General features: G+C 43.7%; 16 protein-coding genes. 4 read left to right on the plus strand and 12 right to left on the minus strand.

Annotated elements, in window-relative coordinates:
• Positions 1-15: 15 nt before the first annotated feature.
• The 10 genes from M917_RS10330 to rsmG form a co-directional block, all read right to left on the minus strand.
• The gene (locus M917_RS10330; RefSeq protein WP_021814783.1) at positions 16-363 is read right to left on the minus strand and encodes a PilZ domain-containing protein; all 348 of its coding nucleotides are present in this window, start codon (positions 361-363) and stop codon (positions 16-18) included.
• A 124-nt stretch (positions 364-487) separates the two neighbouring features.
• A complete protein-coding gene (locus tag M917_RS10335; protein ID WP_021814784.1) occupies positions 488-1,612 on the minus strand; it encodes a DNA polymerase III subunit delta' in 1,125 nt (374 codons plus the stop codon).
• Positions 1,613-1,655: 43 nt separating this feature from the next.
• On the minus strand, positions 1,656-2,492 hold the full coding sequence (kdsB, locus tag M917_RS10340; RefSeq protein WP_021814785.1) for a 3-deoxy-manno-octulosonate cytidylyltransferase: 837 nt from the start codon (positions 2,490-2,492) through the stop codon (positions 1,656-1,658).
• 130 nt (positions 2,493-2,622) lie between these two features.
• Positions 2,623-3,741 (minus strand): tetraacyldisaccharide 4'-kinase, encoded by a 1,119-nt coding sequence (lpxK, locus tag M917_RS10345; protein WP_021814786.1) that lies wholly within the window; start codon positions 3,739-3,741, stop codon positions 2,623-2,625.
• An 86-nt stretch (positions 3,742-3,827) separates the two neighbouring features.
• Positions 3,828-5,615, minus strand: a complete 1,788-nt coding sequence (gene msbA, locus M917_RS10350) for a lipid A export permease/ATP-binding protein MsbA (RefSeq protein WP_021814787.1) — start codon at positions 5,613-5,615, stop codon at positions 3,828-3,830.
• A gap of 88 nt (positions 5,616-5,703) precedes the next feature.
• Positions 5,704-6,135, minus strand: a complete 432-nt coding sequence (locus M917_RS10355; RefSeq protein WP_021814788.1) for an ExbD/TolR family protein — start codon at positions 6,133-6,135, stop codon at positions 5,704-5,706.
• 121 nt (positions 6,136-6,256) lie between these two features.
• Entirely contained in the window at positions 6,257-6,955 is a 699-nt protein-coding gene (locus M917_RS10360; protein WP_040642592.1) for a MotA/TolQ/ExbB proton channel family protein, read from the minus strand.
• Positions 6,956-7,034: 79 nt separating this feature from the next.
• The gene (locus M917_RS10365) at positions 7,035-8,168 is read right to left on the minus strand and encodes a ParB/RepB/Spo0J family partition protein (protein ID WP_021814790.1); all 1,134 of its coding nucleotides are present in this window, start codon (positions 8,166-8,168) and stop codon (positions 7,035-7,037) included.
• 146 nt (positions 8,169-8,314) lie between these two features.
• The gene (locus M917_RS10370; RefSeq protein WP_021814791.1) at positions 8,315-9,094 is read right to left on the minus strand and encodes a ParA family protein; all 780 of its coding nucleotides are present in this window, start codon (positions 9,092-9,094) and stop codon (positions 8,315-8,317) included.
• Positions 9,095-9,204: 110 nt separating this feature from the next.
• On the minus strand, positions 9,205-9,921 hold the full coding sequence (gene rsmG / locus M917_RS10375) for a 16S rRNA (guanine(527)-N(7))-methyltransferase RsmG (RefSeq protein WP_021814792.1): 717 nt from the start codon (positions 9,919-9,921) through the stop codon (positions 9,205-9,207).
• A 582-nt stretch (positions 9,922-10,503) separates the two neighbouring features.
• Between rsmG and M917_RS10380 the strand changes: the two genes are divergently transcribed.
• From M917_RS10380 to M917_RS10390, 3 genes are all read left to right on the plus strand, one after another.
• The gene (locus M917_RS10380) at positions 10,504-13,182 is read left to right on the plus strand and encodes an AAA family ATPase (RefSeq protein ID WP_406622020.1); all 2,679 of its coding nucleotides are present in this window, start codon (positions 10,504-10,506) and stop codon (positions 13,180-13,182) included.
• Between the two features lie 498 nt (positions 13,183-13,680).
• Positions 13,681-14,802 carry a helix-turn-helix transcriptional regulator gene (locus M917_RS10385; protein ID WP_021814795.1) on the plus strand — a complete coding sequence of 374 codons (1,122 nt, stop codon included), beginning with the start codon at positions 13,681-13,683 and terminating at the stop codon, positions 14,800-14,802.
• A 73-nt stretch (positions 14,803-14,875) separates the two neighbouring features.
• The gene (locus tag M917_RS10390) at positions 14,876-15,523 is read left to right on the plus strand and encodes a TerD family protein (RefSeq protein ID WP_021814796.1); all 648 of its coding nucleotides are present in this window, start codon (positions 14,876-14,878) and stop codon (positions 15,521-15,523) included.
• A gap of 101 nt (positions 15,524-15,624) precedes the next feature.
• On the opposite strand, the gene M917_RS10395 is transcribed toward M917_RS10390, so the two are convergent.
• The gene (locus tag M917_RS10395; protein WP_021814797.1) at positions 15,625-16,608 is read right to left on the minus strand and encodes an ion transporter; all 984 of its coding nucleotides are present in this window, start codon (positions 16,606-16,608) and stop codon (positions 15,625-15,627) included.
• Positions 16,609-17,455: 847 nt separating this feature from the next.
• Here M917_RS10395 and M917_RS10400 point away from each other — a divergent pair.
• The gene (locus M917_RS10400; RefSeq protein WP_051354270.1) at positions 17,456-18,082 is read left to right on the plus strand and encodes an OmpW/AlkL family protein; all 627 of its coding nucleotides are present in this window, start codon (positions 17,456-17,458) and stop codon (positions 18,080-18,082) included.
• Positions 18,083-18,296: 214 nt separating this feature from the next.
• On the opposite strand, the gene M917_RS10405 is transcribed toward M917_RS10400, so the two are convergent.
• Complete coding sequence (locus M917_RS10405) at positions 18,297-20,009, minus strand: 2-oxo acid dehydrogenase subunit E2 (protein ID WP_021814800.1); 1,713 nt, start codon at positions 20,007-20,009, stop codon at positions 18,297-18,299.
• Positions 20,010-20,013: the final 4 nt, after the last annotated feature.

The raw sequence follows: 20,013 nt of genomic DNA on the forward strand, positions 1-20,013 counted from the left end.
AGATCATATCAGATGCTACATGGTATAAGTAGATTGCAAGCCATCTATTTTACCCGCCAATAAACGCTCGACCTCGTTCTTAATTTTTTGACCAGCGATATCAGTACCAATTTGCACAGCAAAACCTGCTGGGCGACCGCTCTGTGCTTTAGCGTTTATCCATACGACCTTGCCGTTCATAGGCAGACGCTCGCTAGAATTGGGCAAAGTAATGGCAATAAATACTTCATTACCTAATTGCTGAGGTTGGTCAGAGGGTACAAATATTGCCCCATTACTGACAAAGGACAAATAGCTGGCGTATAACGTTTCGATGTTTTCAATGTGGCAGGTTAAAATTCCGCCGCGTCCTGGCATTGGCATAGTCAGCTTCCTTGGTTAGTTAAATTTAATGTGTTTTTATGGGTTATCAACGGTCTGTAAAGCAATGGGCTTACGAAACGCCAAACGGTAAGCAAACAGCCATATGCAAACGTGTCATGCTATTTTATAAGTATGCCAATTCCTGCATCAGCTTATCATAAGCAAATTTCTCTTGCACATTTTGTTGTAGGGCAGTTTTGGTCTGCTGTAAGCTACTGGCGAATAACGCCAATCCATTATCAGCTGGTTGATAGGTTTCTAGTATGGCTGATAGATTGATGTCGTTTTGTAGTTCGCTAAGCCCTAAACAGACACGGCGCATATCAAGGAGCATCATCTCCGACAACTGAATAAACGCTGCGATATCCAACTGGTTTTGCCAATAGTCACTGGCGGCCACACTGCTGCGTTTACCACTACGTAACGCCTGCCAAGTCGTTAGCCATAAAGCACGCTTACTGTACCATGGTGCTTTCGCCATCGCTATCGCGGCTAGCGGTGCGCCATTAGCCAGTTGAATCAGCTGTTCAATCGCAGCTAAACCGACTGCCTCACGATTGACGATATGACCCAGTGCAGTCGTCACATAGTCCATAGCCACTGTCGTATCAATCGTTTGCAGTGCCAGCTGCTGAACACGACTTTTGATGGTTGGAAGTAGCTGAGCTGGCGCATCACTGATTAAAAACAAGTGAACTTGTGCTTGCGGTTCTTCAAGGGTTTTGAGTAACGCATTGGCCGCGGCAACAGTCATTTGCTCAGCATAATCTAACACACAAATACGCATCCCTTGCCCGCCTTGATAGATAAAGGGTTGCAAGGCACGAATGTCATCTACTTTAATTTTAAGTACACTATTACTGGTTGATTTGGTCGGTTTTTTGTCTTTTGCGGTGCTACTCGATTTATCTGTATCATTAACATGGTCTGTGCTGATTGGCAGTCGAGCAATTGGCAATACTTGCAAACTTGGATGCGTACCTGATCTTAGCCATTGACAGCTTTCACACGCTGCACAAGCACCCATTGGATGGTTTTCGCGCTCACGGCATAACAGCCAAGCGACCAGCCGCCATACAAAAGCACGTTTACCCATACCCTGCATACCTGCCGCGAGCAATGCATGAGGCAAAGATTGCTGTGATAGTACCCGTGTCGTCAGTTGCGACCACAACGCTTGCTGCCATGGTAATAATGGCGCAAAGTACATGCTATCTGCAACGCTGCTGTTTTCTACTGTATTATTCATGGCTACTGTCCTGCTCTATCACATTGCTTCATTGCTCGATTGCTTAGTTACTCGATTGCTTAGTATGCTGATGTACAGGATTTTGAAAATCCGCCACACTCATCGCGTTTAATCGCGCCAAGTCCTCCACTGTATCAACACCAGCTGGTAACTGACAAGCAGCCGTAGTGATTGCAATGTGTCCGCCATTCTCTAAAACACGTAATTGCTCTAAGCTCTCAAGCATCTCAAGCGGTGTTTGCGGCCAATGGACAAACTGCTGCAATAGACTGACGCGGTAAGCATATAACCCTAAATGTCGATAAGCGTTTTTTGGCGGTTGCTTAAGGTTTTTATTGGCCAATACAACATCGCGCTCACAAGGAATGGGGGCACGGCTAAAGTAAAGCGCACGTTGCCTACCTTTGGCATACTGGCTGACCACCTTCACTACAGACGGACGCTGAAAAGTATCATAATCATCGATAATTTCACATAAAGTGGCCATAACGCTGTCACTGTCTGCCTCAAGAAGTGCTTTCACTTGCTCCAGCAATAACGGCGGTACAAGCGGTTCATCGCCCTGCATATTGACCACAATATCATGGTCAGGCCAGCCTTTGATCGCCGCAACCTCTGCCAAACGATCAGTACCAGACGCATGATCTGCACTGGTCATTACCACGTCAAAACCTGCATCTGTACATACTTTGGCAATACGATCATCGTCAGTGGCAATACACATATCATCAGCAAAGTGCGCAGCTTGCGCCTTTTCCCCAACCCAAAGAATCATTGGTTTGCCGTGGATAGTGAGTAATGGCTTGCCAGGCAGACGTTCGCTTTTAAATCGCGCAGGAATGACGATATGAGTTTTAGCGGGCGTGATGACAGACGACATGGTTTGCTCCTATGGCAACCTTTATATGGTTTTATATAATCGATACTAAATGAAATGAATATTGTGCATTATGATAAGGGACTGGGATAAATTTTCTTGCTTGCTGTGCCATAGTATCGATCAGTATTTATTATAATGCGTGTTCATTTTGACCACTTTTTATATCGATACCTACGTGATCTAGCTGCTGTTGTAAATGATGGTAGCAACTATCAGACAATACCGCGGTTACTGGCAATACCCACAATTTGCTCACAAGCGTTTTATAATCATCGGGCAGTGCTTGCTCGGCGGTATACTCTAGCAGTAATGCTCTTATTTTTACTGCGTCTTTGGTAGTGACAATGATTGGATGATCGCCATACTGTAACAGTTCAGCCAAGCTAAAATCATAATGATCAGGATAAGAGTGTCCGATAACATCGAAGCCAAGCAAGTCTAAAGTATCAAAAAAACGCTGCGGATAACCAATACCGCTCACGGCATGTATCTTGCTACCCTTTTCAGGCGCTTTCTCTCTTATTTGACTGTTGAAGGATATGGGTTGCCATAAGCGCTGTATGTCATCCGCTTTGAGATGCATGGTCAGACGGTTTGCGGGTTGCTGATTACCCTTATTGTGGGTTGATATGGTCTTCGGACGTTCATGATAGATAACGCTTGCACCTTTTAGCCGTGACATTGGCTCACGTAAGAACCCAGTAGGTAGTAATTGCTCGTTACCAAAACCTCGTGCCGCATCTACCACAATCCATTCAATATCACGTTGCAGTGCATAATGCTGCAAGCCATCATCAGCAATAATCAATTGCAAATCAGGATACGCTGCCAACAAGGTAGTAATGGCTTGCTCGCGATTGGGGCATACGGCCATTGCTACCCCTGTCATATTGACGATCAAACATGGCTCGTCTCCTACCACATTGGGTAAGCTGTTGGCACTAACCAGCGCTGGCATCTGACTGGTATCGCCACCATAACCGCGACTAATGACGCCGACTGAAATCCTTTGTTTTTGCAAATGATTAACCAACGCAATAATCAACGGCGTCTTGCCACTGCCCCCAACGCTAATATTGCCAATGACCATGACAGGAACGGGCGCACAATAGCTTGATAATACGCCAGTCTTATAAGCATGACGACGGATCAGGGTAATGAGGCCGTATAACCAGCTAATAGGCAGCAACAGCCACAACCAAGCGGCTTGACGTTGCCATGCACGCGTCACTGTCGTCTCAATACTCATTCGTCACTTACCTGATTGGTTTGGCGCGGCTTAATCGTTAAATTATTCTAAGACACTATTCAATAATCTTATTTAAATCCATAGCTCTATTCAAAATCTCGGGCATACATTTGCGCATAATGACCTTGTCGCTGTATCAGTTCCTCATGTGTGCCCAGCTCAACGATTTGACCGCCATCTAGTACAGCAATACGGTCGGCAGACTCGATAGTCGTCAAACGGTGAGCAATAACCAGCGTCGTACGGTCTTTCATGACGTTATCAAGCGCTTGCTGAATATAATACTCTGATTCATTATCAAGGGCGCTGGTTGCCTCGTCTAAGATCAAAATTGGCGCGTCTTTCAGGAGCGCTCGAGCTATCGATAAACGCTGACGCTGCCCACCAGACAGCTGCAAGCCTTCAGCGCCGATTTCACTTTGATAACCATTTGGCATCTTCATAATAAAATCATGTGCGAAGGCATCTTTTGCTGCTTTTTCAACTTCAGCTTGCGTTCTATTGGCCAAACTACCATAAGCGATATTGTTTAATACCGTGGTATTAAACAGAACCACTTGCTGGTTGACCATCGCAATTTGAGAACGTAGAGATTCTAAAGTAATGTTCTCAATCGCTATGCCGTCTAAGGTAATCTGCCCTGAAGTGGTCGATAAAGTACGGGTTAATAAATTAACCAAAGAGGATTTGCCAGCGCCACTGCGCCCTACCAATGCTACCGTTTCACCAGCTCGTATATCTAGCGTAAAATCGCGCAGGGCCACGGTAGAATCAGGATAAACCAAACTGACGTTATCCAAATAAATCTCACCTGACAACGTGGGACTAAGCACCCCTGTATTTTTTTCTTCTGGTTCATCTAATAAGGCAAATATCGACTCACCTGCTGCAATGCCTTTTTGCAGCTTTTGATTGACGTCAGTCAGTGAGCGCACCGGCTTACTGAGCAAACCAGCAGCCGCGATGTATGAAATAAACGCACCCGCCGAGATATCGTCTATCACTGATGGGCGTAGGGCAAGCCATACCACAACTGACATGGCGATAGCCATGAGCAACTGCACTGCTGGTGTATTGATACTGTTGGTAACAACCACCTTCATACCTTGGCGTAAATTCTTTTTTGATGTTTTATCAAAACGCTTGGATTCGTATGCTTGTCCACCATAATTTTTGACCACTTGATAGCCGCCGATGACTTCATTGGTAATATGGCTGACATCGCCCATCGTCTCTTGGATACCTTTCGAGAGTTTAAGATATCGCTTAGAAGCCACACGAATTAACCACAATATAGGCGGCAGCACGACAAATAAAATCAAGGTCAAGCGCCAATTGCTATAAAGTAAAAAACCTATCAATGCGACAACTGTCAAACCATCGCGTATTAAGGTTTTCATAGAATCAGTGCTGGCGGCCGTTACCTGTTCCACATCAAATATCAATTTGGACGAGATAGTGCCCGCTGGATTGGCCAAATAAAACGAGCTTGGCAAGCGTAGCAGTTTATTAAAAACTTCTACGCGCAGCTCATAAACCAAATGACGTGATACCAGTGCAGAATAATAATTACCCAAAAAGCTACCCACACCACGCACAAAGAATAGCAATATAATCAATAGTGGAAATAAGGCCTGTTTACTTTGATCGTTTTGGTTGATTGCATCAGTAATGTACTGCAATAGTTTAGCAATCCAAATTTCTGTCCCCGCATTAATAGCAAACCCGACAACCGTCAGTAGTAATGCCCACCAATAGGGTTTGAGATAACTGAGTAAGCGTAGCAGTGTCTTACGTTTAGGTATATTAGAGGGCACTGCTGACCGTTTTATGGCAGAATTTTTTGTAGAGTCAGGTAAATGTGCTTGGCTCATAAAAGCCTCAATTTGGATATCATGATATGAATGAGCTGTGCCTATTGCACAGTTTTATAAGAGTATCTATAGCAAAAATCGCTATAGATTATTGCGGCAATGGCTGACCAAGTGGCACAACCGTACTAATATTCAGGTTTAAAAATCCCAGTTTACCAGCAACATCCATTACTCGCACCACTGATTGATGCGTGGCGTTGGCATCTGCGGCAATAACAAACAACATATCACGGTTACTGCCTGCCTCTTGCTGTAGCATACTAATTAACTCAGCTTCATTGCTGCTGGCCAGAGTAATACCATTGACCAAATAACTGCCATCTTCTTGTACCGCCACTTCGATGCTGTTTTTTTGTTCGGTCAGTGCGACACCTTCAGCTTCAGGAAGAATAATATTTAAGCGACTAAAATGATTGAATGATGTTGCCAGTAGCAAAAATACGATCAAAAATAGTAAACAGTCAATCATTGGTGTCAAGTTAATTTCGAGTGGCTCAACAGTCGGTTTTCTAAAGCGCATATTACTCTCTTTAATTCACTTATTACTAATTCTGCTCAATCGATTATTCGCATAATTGCCGATACTAAGATGCTACTGCCATCACTTTATCTTGACCTGCTATAGTCAATCAACTATAAGCTCACTGCACGCTCATGACTTGACTTGAATGTCCCTCGGATGCGCTATCACGCTCAGGCTTATGCGCACTAGAGACAGAAGTGTTTTCAAGCAACTTATAGTCATACAACTCTTGAATCATAAGCCCTGCTTGGGTCTCAAACTGAGCGTTGATATCAATGATACGGCGCTGAAAATAACGATAAGCCACAAGTGCTGGTATGGCAACTATCATACCGGCTGCCGTAGTAATAAGCGCTTGAGACACGCCCGCGGCCAGCATCGTGGGATCTTGCATCGCCCCATCAGTAATCGCTAAAAATGAAGAGATAATACCCAATACCGTACCCAATAAACCTAGCAGCGGTGCTATGGCTCCTATCGTACCTAGCATATTGATGTTTTTTTCTAATTGATGAATTTGCACGCTCGCGCGATTCTGCATATGCATTGTCATCGACTCTAACCCATACTGACGATAGAGCAAACCTGTCGCCAAAATATCGCCCAGCGCCGTTTTTTCTTTGACATTCATCAATTGCGTACGGCCGATATCACCGTTTTCACGTAAACGGGTTATCAGTTGTTCACGCAATCGGCTCGGTGCAATTTTGTTAAACTGTAAGGTATGGCTACGCTCGATGATGATGACCAACGCCAATATTGAGCACACCACGATAGGCGTCATCAACCATCCACCCGCCTTGACCAACTCCCACATATTAGCTCTCTTCTATATTTCTACAAAAACAATTATTACCAAAGTATTTGAATGGTTGTCGTTAAATGCATTCAATGTCTTAAGCTTGTGCTTCTATGTGCTTAATCAACGCTGCTAACTGGTCTTGGCTGTGGAAAAATATCTCAACGCTGCCCTGCCCATCTTTTTTATGCTTGAGTTTTACTTCAGCCCCTAGCATGTCGGTCAATCTTCGAGTCAATTGTTCAGCATCGCGAGATTGCGCTTGTTCAACCCGAGTGGCTTTAGGCGTAGGCTGCAAAATTGATTTGACCAGCTTTTCAGCTTCACGCACTGTCATGCCACCATCAATGATTTTTTGCGCGATGATAGGCTGCTGCTCAGACGATAAGGCCAGCAGTGTACGGGCATGACCCATATCTAGAGCGCTGTTGGCTAAATGGTCTTTTACGGTGTCATGTAATTGATTTAGGCGTAATAGATTCGATACCGTTGTACGTGCCTTACCAACGACTTCAGCAATCATGGCATGACTCATACCAAACTCTGTATGAAAGCGCTGCAATGCCGCAGCCTGTTCAATCACTGATAGGTCTTCACGCTGGATATTCTCAATCAGTGCCAGTGCAATCGCCAATTCATCAGACAAAGCACGTTCAATCGCTGGAATAACCAACTTCCCTGCCATTTTTGCGGCACGCCAGCGCCGCTCACCAGCAATGATTTCGTGAGTAACGAACGCTTCGCTCTTATCTTCATTGGCTAGCAGTGGACGGATAACGATTGGCTGCATCACGCCATGCTGCTCAATAGAAGATGCCAGCTCTGCCAGTGCCGTTTCACTCATATCACGGCGCGGTTGATATTTGCCCGCTTGCAAACGCATCACATCGATTTGTACCAAGCTTATCTGATCTTCTGCTACACTTGTATCCGCTCCGTTAGCACGCACTTTATTGACGGGTGCTTTAATGGTCGTGCGCGGCACACGTGCTTTACGATTACTGTTTTCAGACGTCTCGGTATTCACTGTTTTTGTCGCTGATTTTTTACCGGCTTCCGCCTGATCTGTTTCAGCAGGTTCATCTGTATTTGACGCGTCAACGGGCAAAGTATGCTCACGCGCAGCCATATCATCTTGCAAGGCAGAGGCGGTAATTTGCTTTTCCTTTTTGATTGACCCTAATAAGGCATCCAAGCCTCGATTGGCGGCCAACCCTCTTTTCTTCGCCATGATTACCTATCCTCTAACGCTAAAATAAAAGCCAATTGATTATTGCGGCGGCTTACTAAATACGATGTTAAATGCTTTATTATTTGGCTGATCACTTACTACTATAATCAGTGTTATTTTTTATATAAAAAACGCATATATAAAAACTAGCTGCTTTGCTTCATCACTTCTGCTGCTAGTTTTTGATACGCACGCGCGCCCTTTGACCATCTTTCATAGGCAATGACAGGTAAGCCATGAGCGGGTGCCTCTGCCAAACGGATGTTTCTTGGAATATGGGTTTTATACATAATGTCGCCAAAGTGCGCTTCTAGTTCTGCGGACACATCGCGAGCCAGTGTGTTACGCGCATCAAATAACGTTCTTACAACACCGCGAATATACAGTTTAGGATTTAGTTCCGTTAAACGCTCAATCGTCTGCGACAAATCAGCCAAACCCTCTAAAGCATAGTATTCACATTGCATAGGAATAATAACGCTATCAGTCGCAACCAAGGCATTAATCGTCAGCAAATTCAAGCTAGGTGCACAATCTATAATCACATAATCATAAGGCGGCTTTTGCGTGGCCAATTGCTCATTAACCAACGCTTCCATAGCTGTTTTAAACAACTCATGACTGTCGGTCTTATTCATCAAAGTGATGTCCATACCCGCCAAATCACGATTGGCACCGATGACATCAAAACCTGCTGGACTGGTGACAATGGCGTCAGACAGCGACACACCATCCAGCAAAACGTCCGCTATGGTGAGCGCCAACTCATTTTTGTCTACTCCAGTCCCACTGGTCGCGTTGCCCTGTGGGTCTAAGTCAATCAGTAGTACATGCTTGCGCTTAGCCGCCAAGCTGGCGGTCAAATTTACCGCCGTCGTGGTTTTACCCACGCCGCCTTTTTGATTCGCAATTGCTATGATTTCCATACACTCACTCAATTTAATGGGGGTCTTTTACTGTTATTTTCTTTAAAATTCAACTCATACCAAACACAAAAAAGTCATTGCTGTTTGACAATTGAACACATGCTCATAGCTTAGACATTTTTATAAGACAATTCAATTAAATGACGACTATCATGCAATTGTGGCACGTTTAGCTTAATCGTCTTGATTTGCCAATCACTCTCGAGCGCTTGTAACTCTTCATCGCTAGGCGCTTTACCTTTCATAGCGCATAAATAACCACCATCCGCCAATCGTGGATGTGCCACATTGACAAAGTCTATCAAGCTCGCAAACGCTCTAGACGTGACTACATCATAACTTGCCTCATGCGCTTCAATACGAGACGCAATAGGCTGCATGTTGGTCAAACCAAGCTCGCTACTAATCTGCTTAATAAAACGGATTTTTTTCTGATTGCTATCAAGTGCTGTACACTGACGCTCAGGCTGACAAATCGCAATAATAACGGCAGGCAAACCCGCACCCGTACCAATATCCAGCAGTGACCCTGATGGCAAATGCGTTATAATAGCCAAGCAATCAATCACATGTTTGATCAGCGCTTCTTTTGGATCGGTAATTGCGGTCAGATTATACGCTTTATTCCATAACAAAAGCTGGTCTAAGTACAATAATAACGTGCGCTGCTGCGTGTCGCTCAAGGATAGACTTAGAGTGTCGATTGCTTGCGACAAGGTGTTGGCGAGCGCTGGCAATTGTGAGCCAAGCTTTACAAAACCAGTCGGGTCAATATGGATATTGCCCGTTTTGGCAGACGATGAAAAGGTTTTAGCGGAAGCTGACATACAACGAGTTATCCAGTTTTGACATGTGAACCGTCTATTTTATCATGCAGTCTGCCCATTGAATAGTTGCAGATCGCCTCAATGTGAGACATCTTATACTATCTGCGCCTATATTGAGCTGTTATTCTTCTTTAATAGCCGTAAACTTGCTATTCATTGACCACTTTTTTATACATCATATATTCAGATTAATATAGAAAGAGTCAGAGTGACTGGGATAAATTTTTTGCAGTCTCTGTCTGTCACGGCAAAGTAAGCAAGAAAAATTCGTACCAGTCTCGCTTTATAGTGTTGTGTAGCTCTTTTACTTAATATCAATCATACACTGCAACTACGCTCATAATGATACAAAATTGCGTCTAATGACTTATCTAAAGCACGGTTATATCTTGTAAGATGCTCTTATTAGCTATTCACATTTAGCGTGAAAAGCCAAACATAAAAATCTGAGAAAAATAAATCAAAGATTAGGGGCTATATAATCCCTAATCATTCCTTACCTATTTTAAGATGATATACCATACACTTATGACTGAACAGCCAAACACTCTTATCTCTCAAGTATCAAAAGACACTAATCATATGGCAACACCCACTTCTGAGTCGAAAAACACTAAGCCGACCGTACCACATCCTATTTTTATAGAAGTTAAACAACGCTGTCTTATCACCGCTGAACAGCTCAAACGTTATAGCGAGCCAGATGAGCTGCCGACCGACACACGCACTGCACCTGACTTGGATGTTGGCTTTGGTCAACAGCGCGCACTCAAGGCCTTGCATACTGCCATAGACATCAAAGCCAGTGGCTATCATGTATTTGCCGCTGGTGAAAATGGCTTAGGAAAACGCACCGTTATCAGCCGCTTGCTACATCGTATCGCCGCCGATGCAGCGACACCTGACGATTGGGTCTATGTGCATAACTTTACCGACCCACGCACTCCAGTGGCTTTGCGCCTGCCCGCTGGTCAAGCAACGCTGTTGCAACACCACGTCAATAATTTATGGCAACAAGCAAAAAAACGACTGAGCCAACGCTTTCGTAGCGATCAATATCAAAGCAAAATCGAAGCCATTAAAAATAACACCCATCAAAAAGAAAGCCATGCTTATGAAGCGCTCAATGCCGAAGGTAAGCAATATGATTTAGCATTGACATTTCGCTCTTTTGATAATAAAGCCGTGTTTGTACATCCAAGTCAGTTACCGACAGACGGTGACGGCCATGAGGATAGCAGCACGCCACTCTCTGCCAAACATAAAAATAAATCACCACTAAATGATAGCAAAAAAACAAATGCGGTGAATGCAGACGACGAAGTGAGTGCCTATGACAATAGTGAATACGAAGCTGAATTGAATAACTTTGCACAAAAAAATCATATGCAAAAACGGCTAAGTCAGCTGACCATTGCTTTGGAACAGATAGAAGACAAAGCCAATGATGCTATAGAAACGCTGCATCGCAGTATTGCAAAGCGCGCACTAGAGCCTTTGTTTGCGCCTGTTTATGAGCAATTTGTCACTCATCCGCTGGTCATTGAGTATCTCAAAGCCGTATTTGACGACATGGTTACCCATGTGGAGCGTATCGTCAATGGCGATGATGAAGAGTTTGTCACGGCAGTGCTGGCCACGACACCGAGCCGTTATGCGGTCAATGTCATTGTCAGTCATACGCCTGACAGCGGTGCCCCTGTTGTCTTTGAAGATTTGCCAACTCACTTAAATTTATTGGGACATGTTGAACAAATCACGCAATTGGGGACGGTGACCACTGATGTCAGTATGATTCGGGCGGGTGCTTTACATCGTGCCAATGGTGGCTACCTGTTATTAGAGGCTAGTCACTTACTGGAGCACCCTTATGCTTGGCAAGGTCTCAAGCGCGCCCTACAATCACGCAAAATTAAGCTATCTAGTCTTGAGCAAATGCTGACCTTGACAGGTAGCTTATCGTTATCGCCTGCGCCCATTGATCTTGATGTTAAGGTTATTTTATTGGGCGAAGCAGATTTATATTATGAATTGTTGGAACTTGAGCCTGAGTTTGATGCGGTATTCAAAGTGCGCGCCGATTTTCACGATGACGTGATTCGCACCAGCGATCATGAATTGGCACTGGTCGCAAAAATGGCTGACATCATCGACTATGCCAACCTTTACCCATTTAATCGGTATGCACAAGCCGCGCTTCTTGAGCACTTAAGCTTACAAGCAGAAGACCAAGATCGCCTCAGTCTGCACAGTGACTTACTGATTAAACTTCTTCACGAATCCAATCGCCATGCACGTTTAAGCGGTGAAACGATAGTCGATGCCCATCATGTCACACAGGCCATCGATGATATGGATGAACGCTCAGGATACTTACGCGACCTGTATTGGGATGAGCTCAAAAATGGCCAGCAACTTATCCAAACTCAAGGCAATGCGGTTGGGCAAGTAAATGCCCTAACGGTGGTGAGCTATGCGGATAGTGAGTTCGGTATGCCAGCACGTTTAACTGCCGTTATTCAGCCAAACATTGGCGCTGGTGAAATTCTCGATATCGAGCGCGATGTCGATTTGGGCGGTAGTTTACACGCCAAAGGTATGCTGATTATGACCAGCTATTTGCGGGCGCTATTTAGTCAGCACCATGCCTTGAATTTTAGCGCCTCGCTCGCTTTTGAGCAAAGCTATGCGCATATAGATGGCGATAGTGCCACCGTCAGCGAAGGCTGCGCGCTATTGTCCGCCTTAGCAAACGTGCCAATTGATCAGTCTTTTGCCATTACTGGCTCCATGAACCAGCTGGGCGAAGTGCAGGCCGTTGGCGGTATCAATGCAAAAATTGCCGGATTCTTTGATGCCTGCCGCGAGCAAGAGCTGACTGGGCAACAAGGCGTGGTCATTCCGATGGCCAATGTCAAACAACTCATGCTGCGTGACGATATAATTGACGCTGTTAGTGCTGGCAGCTTTCATATTTATGGTGTTTATACGCTCAGTGAAGCGCTGACGTTGATGACTGGCCTGCCCATCGATACGATGAATAAAAAAAGCCGCTATCGCAAAGACACTTTATTTGGCAAAGTCTTGAGCCGTTTGATGTTGTGGGATGACAATCAGGCCAATGATGATGACATTGATGACAAAAAGTCAAAGAGAGCTAGAAAAAAGCAGAAAGCCAGACGTCAAAAGAAAGAAGACAATAAAAAAGAAAAACGCAAAGATAATCATGAAGTGCCCGTTGATAGTGAGCATGAGATCTAATACGATAGCGAAAACCATAATGAACAAAGTATAATGACCATGATTCTATATAGTCAGGTCAATATAAAAGAGATATCACAGGACTGGTACAAAGTTTTTGCAACCTCTGTCTGCGCAGGCACAGCAAGTAAGAAAAATTTGTACCAGTTCCACGTCGTAATGCCTTGTATCCGTTTTATTTAGGGCGTGTCCTCATTTTGAAAATGGTCGTAGAAATGAGATAAATTGAAGCCAAACAAGGAAATTAGCGCCGATAATATTGGAATATTAACCAGTTATTTGACGCATTTTGGCGAATATTTAGCCATTTTTAAGCTATTTAGTCGTTTTCGCTCAGATTAAGGACACACCATAGTATTGGCTGTAAGAAGAACTTAAAGAGGCATAAACAACGACGGACGTCCCTAGACGTTACGATGCTTTTCTGCGATGATAAAGTGTTCATAGCACACCAAAACGTATAAAAACTGACTGTGACTTCATAAAGGCTATTTCTTAATGACTGTACTTCCTACTGATGCTAACCTTTTTCAAACTCAGGCAGACTCTGGTGAGCAAACGGCTGCGCCAGCGACTTCGGACAGTCATGTCGCAGCAGATACCAACGATAGTCGTCACGGCGCAGCGACAACCGCTCGGCAATGGCAAGTGCTATCCCAATTACAGCGCAATCGCTGGGTGGGCACGACCCATGTGTTTGAGCAACTCATGATGGCAGGTTTTGATATCAGTCTACGCACGGTACAGCGTGACTTGAATGCGCTGGCCAAACGCTTCCCCATTGAGAAAAACAATGCCAATCCGCAAGGTTGGCGCTGGAAAGAAGACGCCCCATTACAAAGCCTCCCGCACATGAATCTATCACAAGCAGTTGCTTTTAATATGGTGGAAGCCAATCTAACCCAACTACTCCCGCCTGTGATTTTAGATGAGTTATTTCCTTGGTTTGATTTGGCACGGCGACAGCTTAAAAACAGTAAAGTGACGCATTCATGGATAGATAGAGTGCGCATCGAACCTGCCACTCAGCCTTTAATTGCGCCGCATATTCATTTGGACAGTAAAGACAATATTTACCATGCCTTATTTTATCAATTGCAAATCAAGGCCCGCTACACTCGCAGCAACAAATCACAAGCCAGTGAATATACCTTAAATCCCATCGCTATTATTCAGCGTGGCGTTATTATATACCTAGTAGCTACCCGTACCGATGATCCTGAAGCCATTATCCGCACCTTTGCTTTGCATCGATTTGCCAGCGTTGAGATTCTTGAAAGTGCCGCAAAAACCCCTGAAGGCTTTCAACTCGATACCTATTTGGACGCCGGCGGTATGGGCTTTAGTCATCCATTGTTCGGTGAGCTGCCAAGCCATGGCAAAAACACAGTTATTGAGCTACAATTTACCAAACAAGCAGGCAAGAGCCTCACCGAAAGCAAGCTCAGTGACGACCAAATTGTCACGTTGAATGACGATGACACGCTAATTATTCAAGCAACCGTTAATTTGACCTCACAGCTGGTTTGGTGGCTGCGCGGTTTTGGTAGTGGACTATTGAATGCCAAGCCAGAGTTGCTATATCAAGCCGTGTTGGACAAGTCTATAAATGATGAGTAGTGAGAGTGCTGACGCTTAGCATAAAGCAAACTGCCATAGCCATTTATAAAATTAAAAATGAAAAAGGAATGTTATGCCAACCACTGCCCCATTACCATTACTATCAGACAGTCTAAGAGGGCTTGGCTTAGATGCGGGAATTTTATTTTTTGCGCTCAATTATGAATTTACTAAGACTGAACCAAAAGGCCTTTTCAAGCGCTTTAAAAAGCATCAAGGTGCGATTGACATTGACTTGGCGTGTGTGCTGTATGACGACCACTGCACCATTAGCGACATTGTCTGGTTCAAACAATTGCGTGACAAAGCAGAATCTGTAAAACATCAAGGCGACAGTTTGAATGGCAAAGATCGTGGCGAACAAGCGATGTACTTAGCGCCACTTGACCAAGAACAAATCAGGTTGTATTTGGATAAAATTCCAGCACATATCACCCATATCGCTATGATTGCCAACTCCTACCATAGCCATCCATTTTCTCGAGTCAAAAAAGGCGAGATTCATCTGAGCGATGATGAAGGCAACCGTTGTTTTGAGGTCAACCTAAAACAGCTGCCACGTGACTGTACGACGCTTTGGGTTGCCGATTTGCGCCGAGAAATTGACGACTGGCATTTGACCTTACATAATTTACCGCTTGCTGCCGAAGATTTAGCAGGTGCCGCACAAGAAGTGGCGCATGAATTGGCACGGGTGCTCCCGCTTCCACAAGGAATATAGCACTCACACCAAACCCCAAAAATACGCTTGGCCTACAACACGTAGCACTTGCACGCGTTTTCTTTGCTACTCTTATTTTTGGGGTTAGGCATGTTAAGTAGTCACAATGGCTCACCGCAATTTGGACAAAAATTCTTCTGTCTCACTTCTACTTCTCTTTCGCGGCGCTCAAGCTCTTGTTCACGCAATACCTGTAAGACGATATTTTGTGCCTGCTCCTTGTCCAATCCAAGCTCGCGGCGAATTTTGTCTATCATCATCTGGTTTTGCACCAAATCAAAATCACTCTCGATTAGCTGCTCTCGAAAGTGCTGTTCAAGCTCTTCACGGCGCTGAGCCAGCTCATTTGCTAGACCCGTAGCCAAAATACCAGCAGGTAATGCCGCTAAGCCTACCCCCAATATCGTAATCACAGCTCCTAATATCTTACCCGCATTAGTAATCGGCGTGACATCACCGTAACCTACTGTCGTCAGTGTCACCACTGCCCACCACATGGCCTTGGGTATCGACTCAAACTCTTGAGGCTGAGCATGGTTTTCAACCAAATAAATCCCGCTAGAAGCCGTTACAATCATAATAATTAAAATAAAAATAACCGCTTGAAAAGAACCTCTCTCCTTACTAATAACCACCAGCAAGATACGCATGGAAGCAAAATAGCGCGTCAATTTAAGGATACGGAACAAACGTAGAATACGTAAGAAGCGCAAATCAATAGAGACAAAGAAGTTTAAAAACGCAGGCACAATAGCAATTAAATCAATTAATGCTGAAGGGCTTTTTAGCCAATCCCAACGCTGACTCCACGTCGTGTGAGTGGGCTTAGCTTCAGCAACACTCCACACACGTAACAAATACTCGATAGAAAATATCAAAATGGAGAAGTTTTCAAACCAAGTAAAATACTCCTGATAAGGGTAATACCACTGATCGACAGATTCAGCAATGACGGCAGCCACATTGGTCATGATCAAAAATATTAAAAAGTAATCAACATAACGGCTAAATAGCGTGTCATGCTCATCATTTTGCAAGATATTGTAGACAAAAAGACGCAAGCGCCGTATAGATTGGAATAGCATGCCGTCCCTATGCGGTGAAACACCGATCTTATATTAATAGAATAAAGCAGCCATCACGAAATGCATCACCAATGTTAGGGTAAAAACAGGTTGTGTCAATCAGTCGGTGATTAGGGCGTGTCCTCATTTTGAAAATCATCATAAAAATGAGATAAATTGAAACCAAACAAGAAAAATAGCATCGATAATATCGAGATATTAATCAACTATTTGACACAGTTTGACGAATACTTAGCCATTTTTAAGCCATTTAGTCATTCTCGTTCAGGTTGAGGACATCCCCTAGCATGTCGTTTAGAGATACTCACTGTTCTCAGTCCAGCTTATTTCGTATGAATCATAAGAAGTGATTATACAAAATTTAAATAATAAACATAGACAGACACAAATAACACAAACACAATCGCTAAGATAGAAAATCGTAAGAACTGCTCATTAGCACGTAATTGTTGTTGGCTAACATCTCGAACAGGTAATAAAAATAGATTGCACTCTGGACAACAGGAATCTATTAGATTCAGCATCTTGGCAGAACGGGCATTTTTACAGCGTAGTGGAGAGTTACTACAATAGCCAAGCATAATCTATGACACCTCTTTTATATCATCGTTATTGATTTAAAAAGCATTATCTATTTCAAATTTTGATCTTTAAATACCACCAAATTATTTAAGAAATAAAATATTGTAATAAGCAATTAAAACCTTACAGAAAGCATGGGTTTATATTATAATAGATTTATAATGTTACAGGTTAATAAATAATCATAACATTGTGTATCGGTAGCTAATGTCATCCCTCATTAGGTATTTACCAATAATCATCTACTATGTTAAGGAATCAAATGATGAAACTACAATCCCTAGTTTTAGCTGCAGCCACCGCACTTACCATGACCACTGCTTTTGCTGTACCTGCTGGCACTTGGTCTGTTGCTGCGGGTGCCCACTATGTTGATCCTAAAAGTGACAATGGTAGCCTTGCAAATGGCGCACTAGACGTCGATGTTGATGGTGATGTTCGTCCAACGATCAGCGGTGAATATTTTATTGCTAATAATGTTGGTGTTGAATTACTAGCAGCTATTCCATTCCATCATGACATTACTCTAACAGATACTAATGGTAATAAAATCGATGCAAAAACTCAGCATCTTCCACCTACTCTGTCTGTGCAATATCATTTTGACTATGACAATATGCCAATGAACATTAAGCCCTTCGTTGGTGTTGGTGTGAACTATACGACTTTCTTCAAAGAGAGAATCGCAACTGGTAGTGATTTGAAGCTTGATGACAGCGTTGGTGTCGCCGGTCATGTCGGTCTTGACATACCTTTTGTCCCAACCGAAGCTTTCCGTATTGATGCACGCTATATGGATATAAAAACCGATGCCAGCCTAAATGGTATTGATATCGGCGAAGTAGATATCAGCCCTTGGGTATATGGCGTAGCTTTTGTAAAACAGTTTTAATATTATACCAATAAAAAAGCCAGCTTAATTGCTGGTTTTTTTGTGCCTAAAATTTAAGCAATAATTATCATGACCTAAAACCATTGTACTAAAACATTCGGCTGCTAAAAAGGTTGATAAACATAATACTCATTATTATGAAATTTCGAATATAAAAAAAAGACCATCCTTAGACGGTCTTATCCTTGTAAATGTTTTTAGTTTAAATGAGTTTTTATAGCAAAATACGACGCGGATCCGCCAGTAATGTTGCAACATAACGGGTAAATACCGCAGCATCTGCCCCATTAATCACACGGTGGTCATAAGACAATGATAATGGCAACATCAAGCGCGGTTCAAAAGTCTGCTTAGCAGCATTCCAAACAGGCTGCATGGTGGCTTCTGACGCCCCCAATATACCCACTTGCGGCCAGTTTACAAGTGGCGTGAAGGCCGTGCCGCCTAAAATACCTTGGCTTGAGATAGTGAAACTCGCACCTTGTAAATCTTTGGTACTGAGTTTTTTATCACGAGCTTTAACGGCAAGCTCACCAATCTCAATAGCAATTTGCTTCAGCCCTTTGTCTTGTACATTTTTAATGACCGGTACGATGAGACCATCATCCGTTGCCACAGCAATACCCATGTTGACACTTTTTCGCAAGATAACTTGAGTATTGTCATCGCTCAAATGACTGTTAAAACGTGGATGCTGTGTCAAAGCATAGCCAGTCGCTTTGACTATAAATGCCAAGATCGTGAAGCCAATACCTTCTGCTTTCATACTGCCTTTTAGCTCACTACGCAGCTTTTCCGTTTCCGTGATGTCTGATAAATCAAACTGCGTCACTTGCGGCAACAAGGTATTATAGTTGAGCTGTGGTATCGAGACTTTTTGTAGACGGCTGAGGTCTTGTGTTTCAGTCTCACCCCAAATCTCAGTATTACTCATATCAGGCAAGCTTGGTAGACTTGAGCTGGCGACATTACCACTGACAGGGGCTGCTTTTTGCGTGGTCAGACTTTCCTTAACATGGGCAAATAAGTCTTCTTTTAGAATACGGTCATTCAACGCCGAACCACTTACTTGCGTGATATCTACACCCAACTGACGCGCCAGCTTACGCACGGCAGGGCCTGCATACACATTGACCAGTTTTTCATTCACTTGTGCTTCTGTCAGCTTGCTTACTGGCTTACTGGCTGGCGCATCAGTGTTTGAGGTTTTGGCTGCTTGCTTTGGCTCACCCGTTGTTTGCTTATCAGCTTTGCCCTTTACTTCAGCTTGAGTTGAATCTTTTGCTTCAGTAGTAGCAAGCTTAGAGTCACTGGCTTCAGTTACATCATCTGAGCCACTACCAACGATGACAATGAAATCTTGACCATTGGCAACCATGTCGCCCGCTTCGACCAATATTTTTTCAATCTTGCCTGCTACTGGTGCTGGCACTTCAACCGACGCTTTGTCAGACTCAATCAGCAGAATAGATTGATCAGCAGTAACAATATCGCCGACACTAACCATGATTTCAGAAACTTGTGCTTCATCAACACCTAGATCAGGCAAGGCATAAGTGGTTGCCGCACCTGAGCTTTTCTTAGGTGCAGAAGACTCAGTATCACTAGCAGAATCAGGAGAGGCTTGCGGCTCTTCTTCTTGCTTTTGATTTTCATTGTCTTTGTTGTCTACGCTATCAGCATTGTCATCGCTGCCACTGTCATCGCTTTCAAGCTCAATCAGTACCATACCTTCACTGACTTGATCGCCAACAGCAACACTGATTTTGATGACTTTACCAGCAGCAGAGCTTGGTACTTCGACCGAGGCTTTGTCAGACTCTAGCAAAACGATGTTGTCATCTTTTGCAATGACATCACCAACTGCTACCATAATTTCGCTGACTTCGGCGCTGTCCACACCCAAATCGGGGGCTTTAATGTCCATAATT

It is taken from the genome of Psychrobacter aquaticus CMS 56, assembly GCF_000471625.1.
GTDB classification, from domain to species: domain Bacteria; phylum Pseudomonadota; class Gammaproteobacteria; order Pseudomonadales; family Moraxellaceae; genus Psychrobacter; species Psychrobacter aquaticus.

Excerpts from the sequence above, each read along its gene's own strand:
- lpxK (WP_021814786.1), bottom strand. The coding sequence starts at position 3,741 with ATGAGTATTGAGACGACAGTGACGCGTGCATGGCAACGTCAAGCCGCT.
- M917_RS10330 (WP_021814783.1), bottom strand. The coding sequence starts at position 363 with ATGCCAATGCCAGGACGCGGCGGAATTTTAACCTGCCACATTGAAAAC.
- M917_RS10365 (WP_021814790.1), bottom strand. The coding sequence starts at position 8,168 with ATGGCGAAGAAAAGAGGGTTGGCCGCCAATCGAGGCTTGGATGCCTTA.
- rsmG (WP_021814792.1), bottom strand. The coding sequence starts at position 9,921 with ATGTCAGCTTCCGCTAAAACCTTTTCATCGTCTGCCAAAACGGGCAAT.
- M917_RS10370 (WP_021814791.1), bottom strand. The coding sequence starts at position 9,094 with ATGGAAATCATAGCAATTGCGAATCAAAAAGGCGGCGTGGGTAAAACC.
- kdsB (WP_021814785.1), bottom strand. The coding sequence starts at position 2,492 with ATGTCGTCTGTCATCACGCCCGCTAAAACTCATATCGTCATTCCTGCG.
- M917_RS10390 (WP_021814796.1), top strand. The coding sequence starts at position 14,876 with ATGCCAACCACTGCCCCATTACCATTACTATCAGACAGTCTAAGAGGG.
- M917_RS10385 (WP_021814795.1), top strand. The coding sequence starts at position 13,681 with ATGACTGTACTTCCTACTGATGCTAACCTTTTTCAAACTCAGGCAGAC.
- M917_RS10360 (WP_040642592.1), bottom strand. The coding sequence starts at position 6,955 with ATGTGGGAGTTGGTCAAGGCGGGTGGATGGTTGATGACGCCTATCGTG.
- M917_RS10405 (WP_021814800.1), bottom strand. The coding sequence starts at position 20,009 with ATGGACATTAAAGCCCCCGATTTGGGTGTGGACAGCGCCGAAGTCAGC.
- M917_RS10380 (WP_406622020.1), top strand. The coding sequence starts at position 10,504 with ATGGCAACACCCACTTCTGAGTCGAAAAACACTAAGCCGACCGTACCA.
- M917_RS10395 (WP_021814797.1), bottom strand. The coding sequence starts at position 16,608 with ATGCTATTCCAATCTATACGGCGCTTGCGTCTTTTTGTCTACAATATC.
- M917_RS10400 (WP_051354270.1), top strand. The coding sequence starts at position 17,456 with ATGAAACTACAATCCCTAGTTTTAGCTGCAGCCACCGCACTTACCATG.
- msbA (WP_021814787.1), bottom strand. The coding sequence starts at position 5,615 with ATGAGCCAAGCACATTTACCTGACTCTACAAAAAATTCTGCCATAAAA.
- M917_RS10335 (WP_021814784.1), bottom strand. The coding sequence starts at position 1,612 with ATGAATAATACAGTAGAAAACAGCAGCGTTGCAGATAGCATGTACTTT.
- M917_RS10355 (WP_021814788.1), bottom strand. The coding sequence starts at position 6,135 with ATGCGCTTTAGAAAACCGACTGTTGAGCCACTCGAAATTAACTTGACA.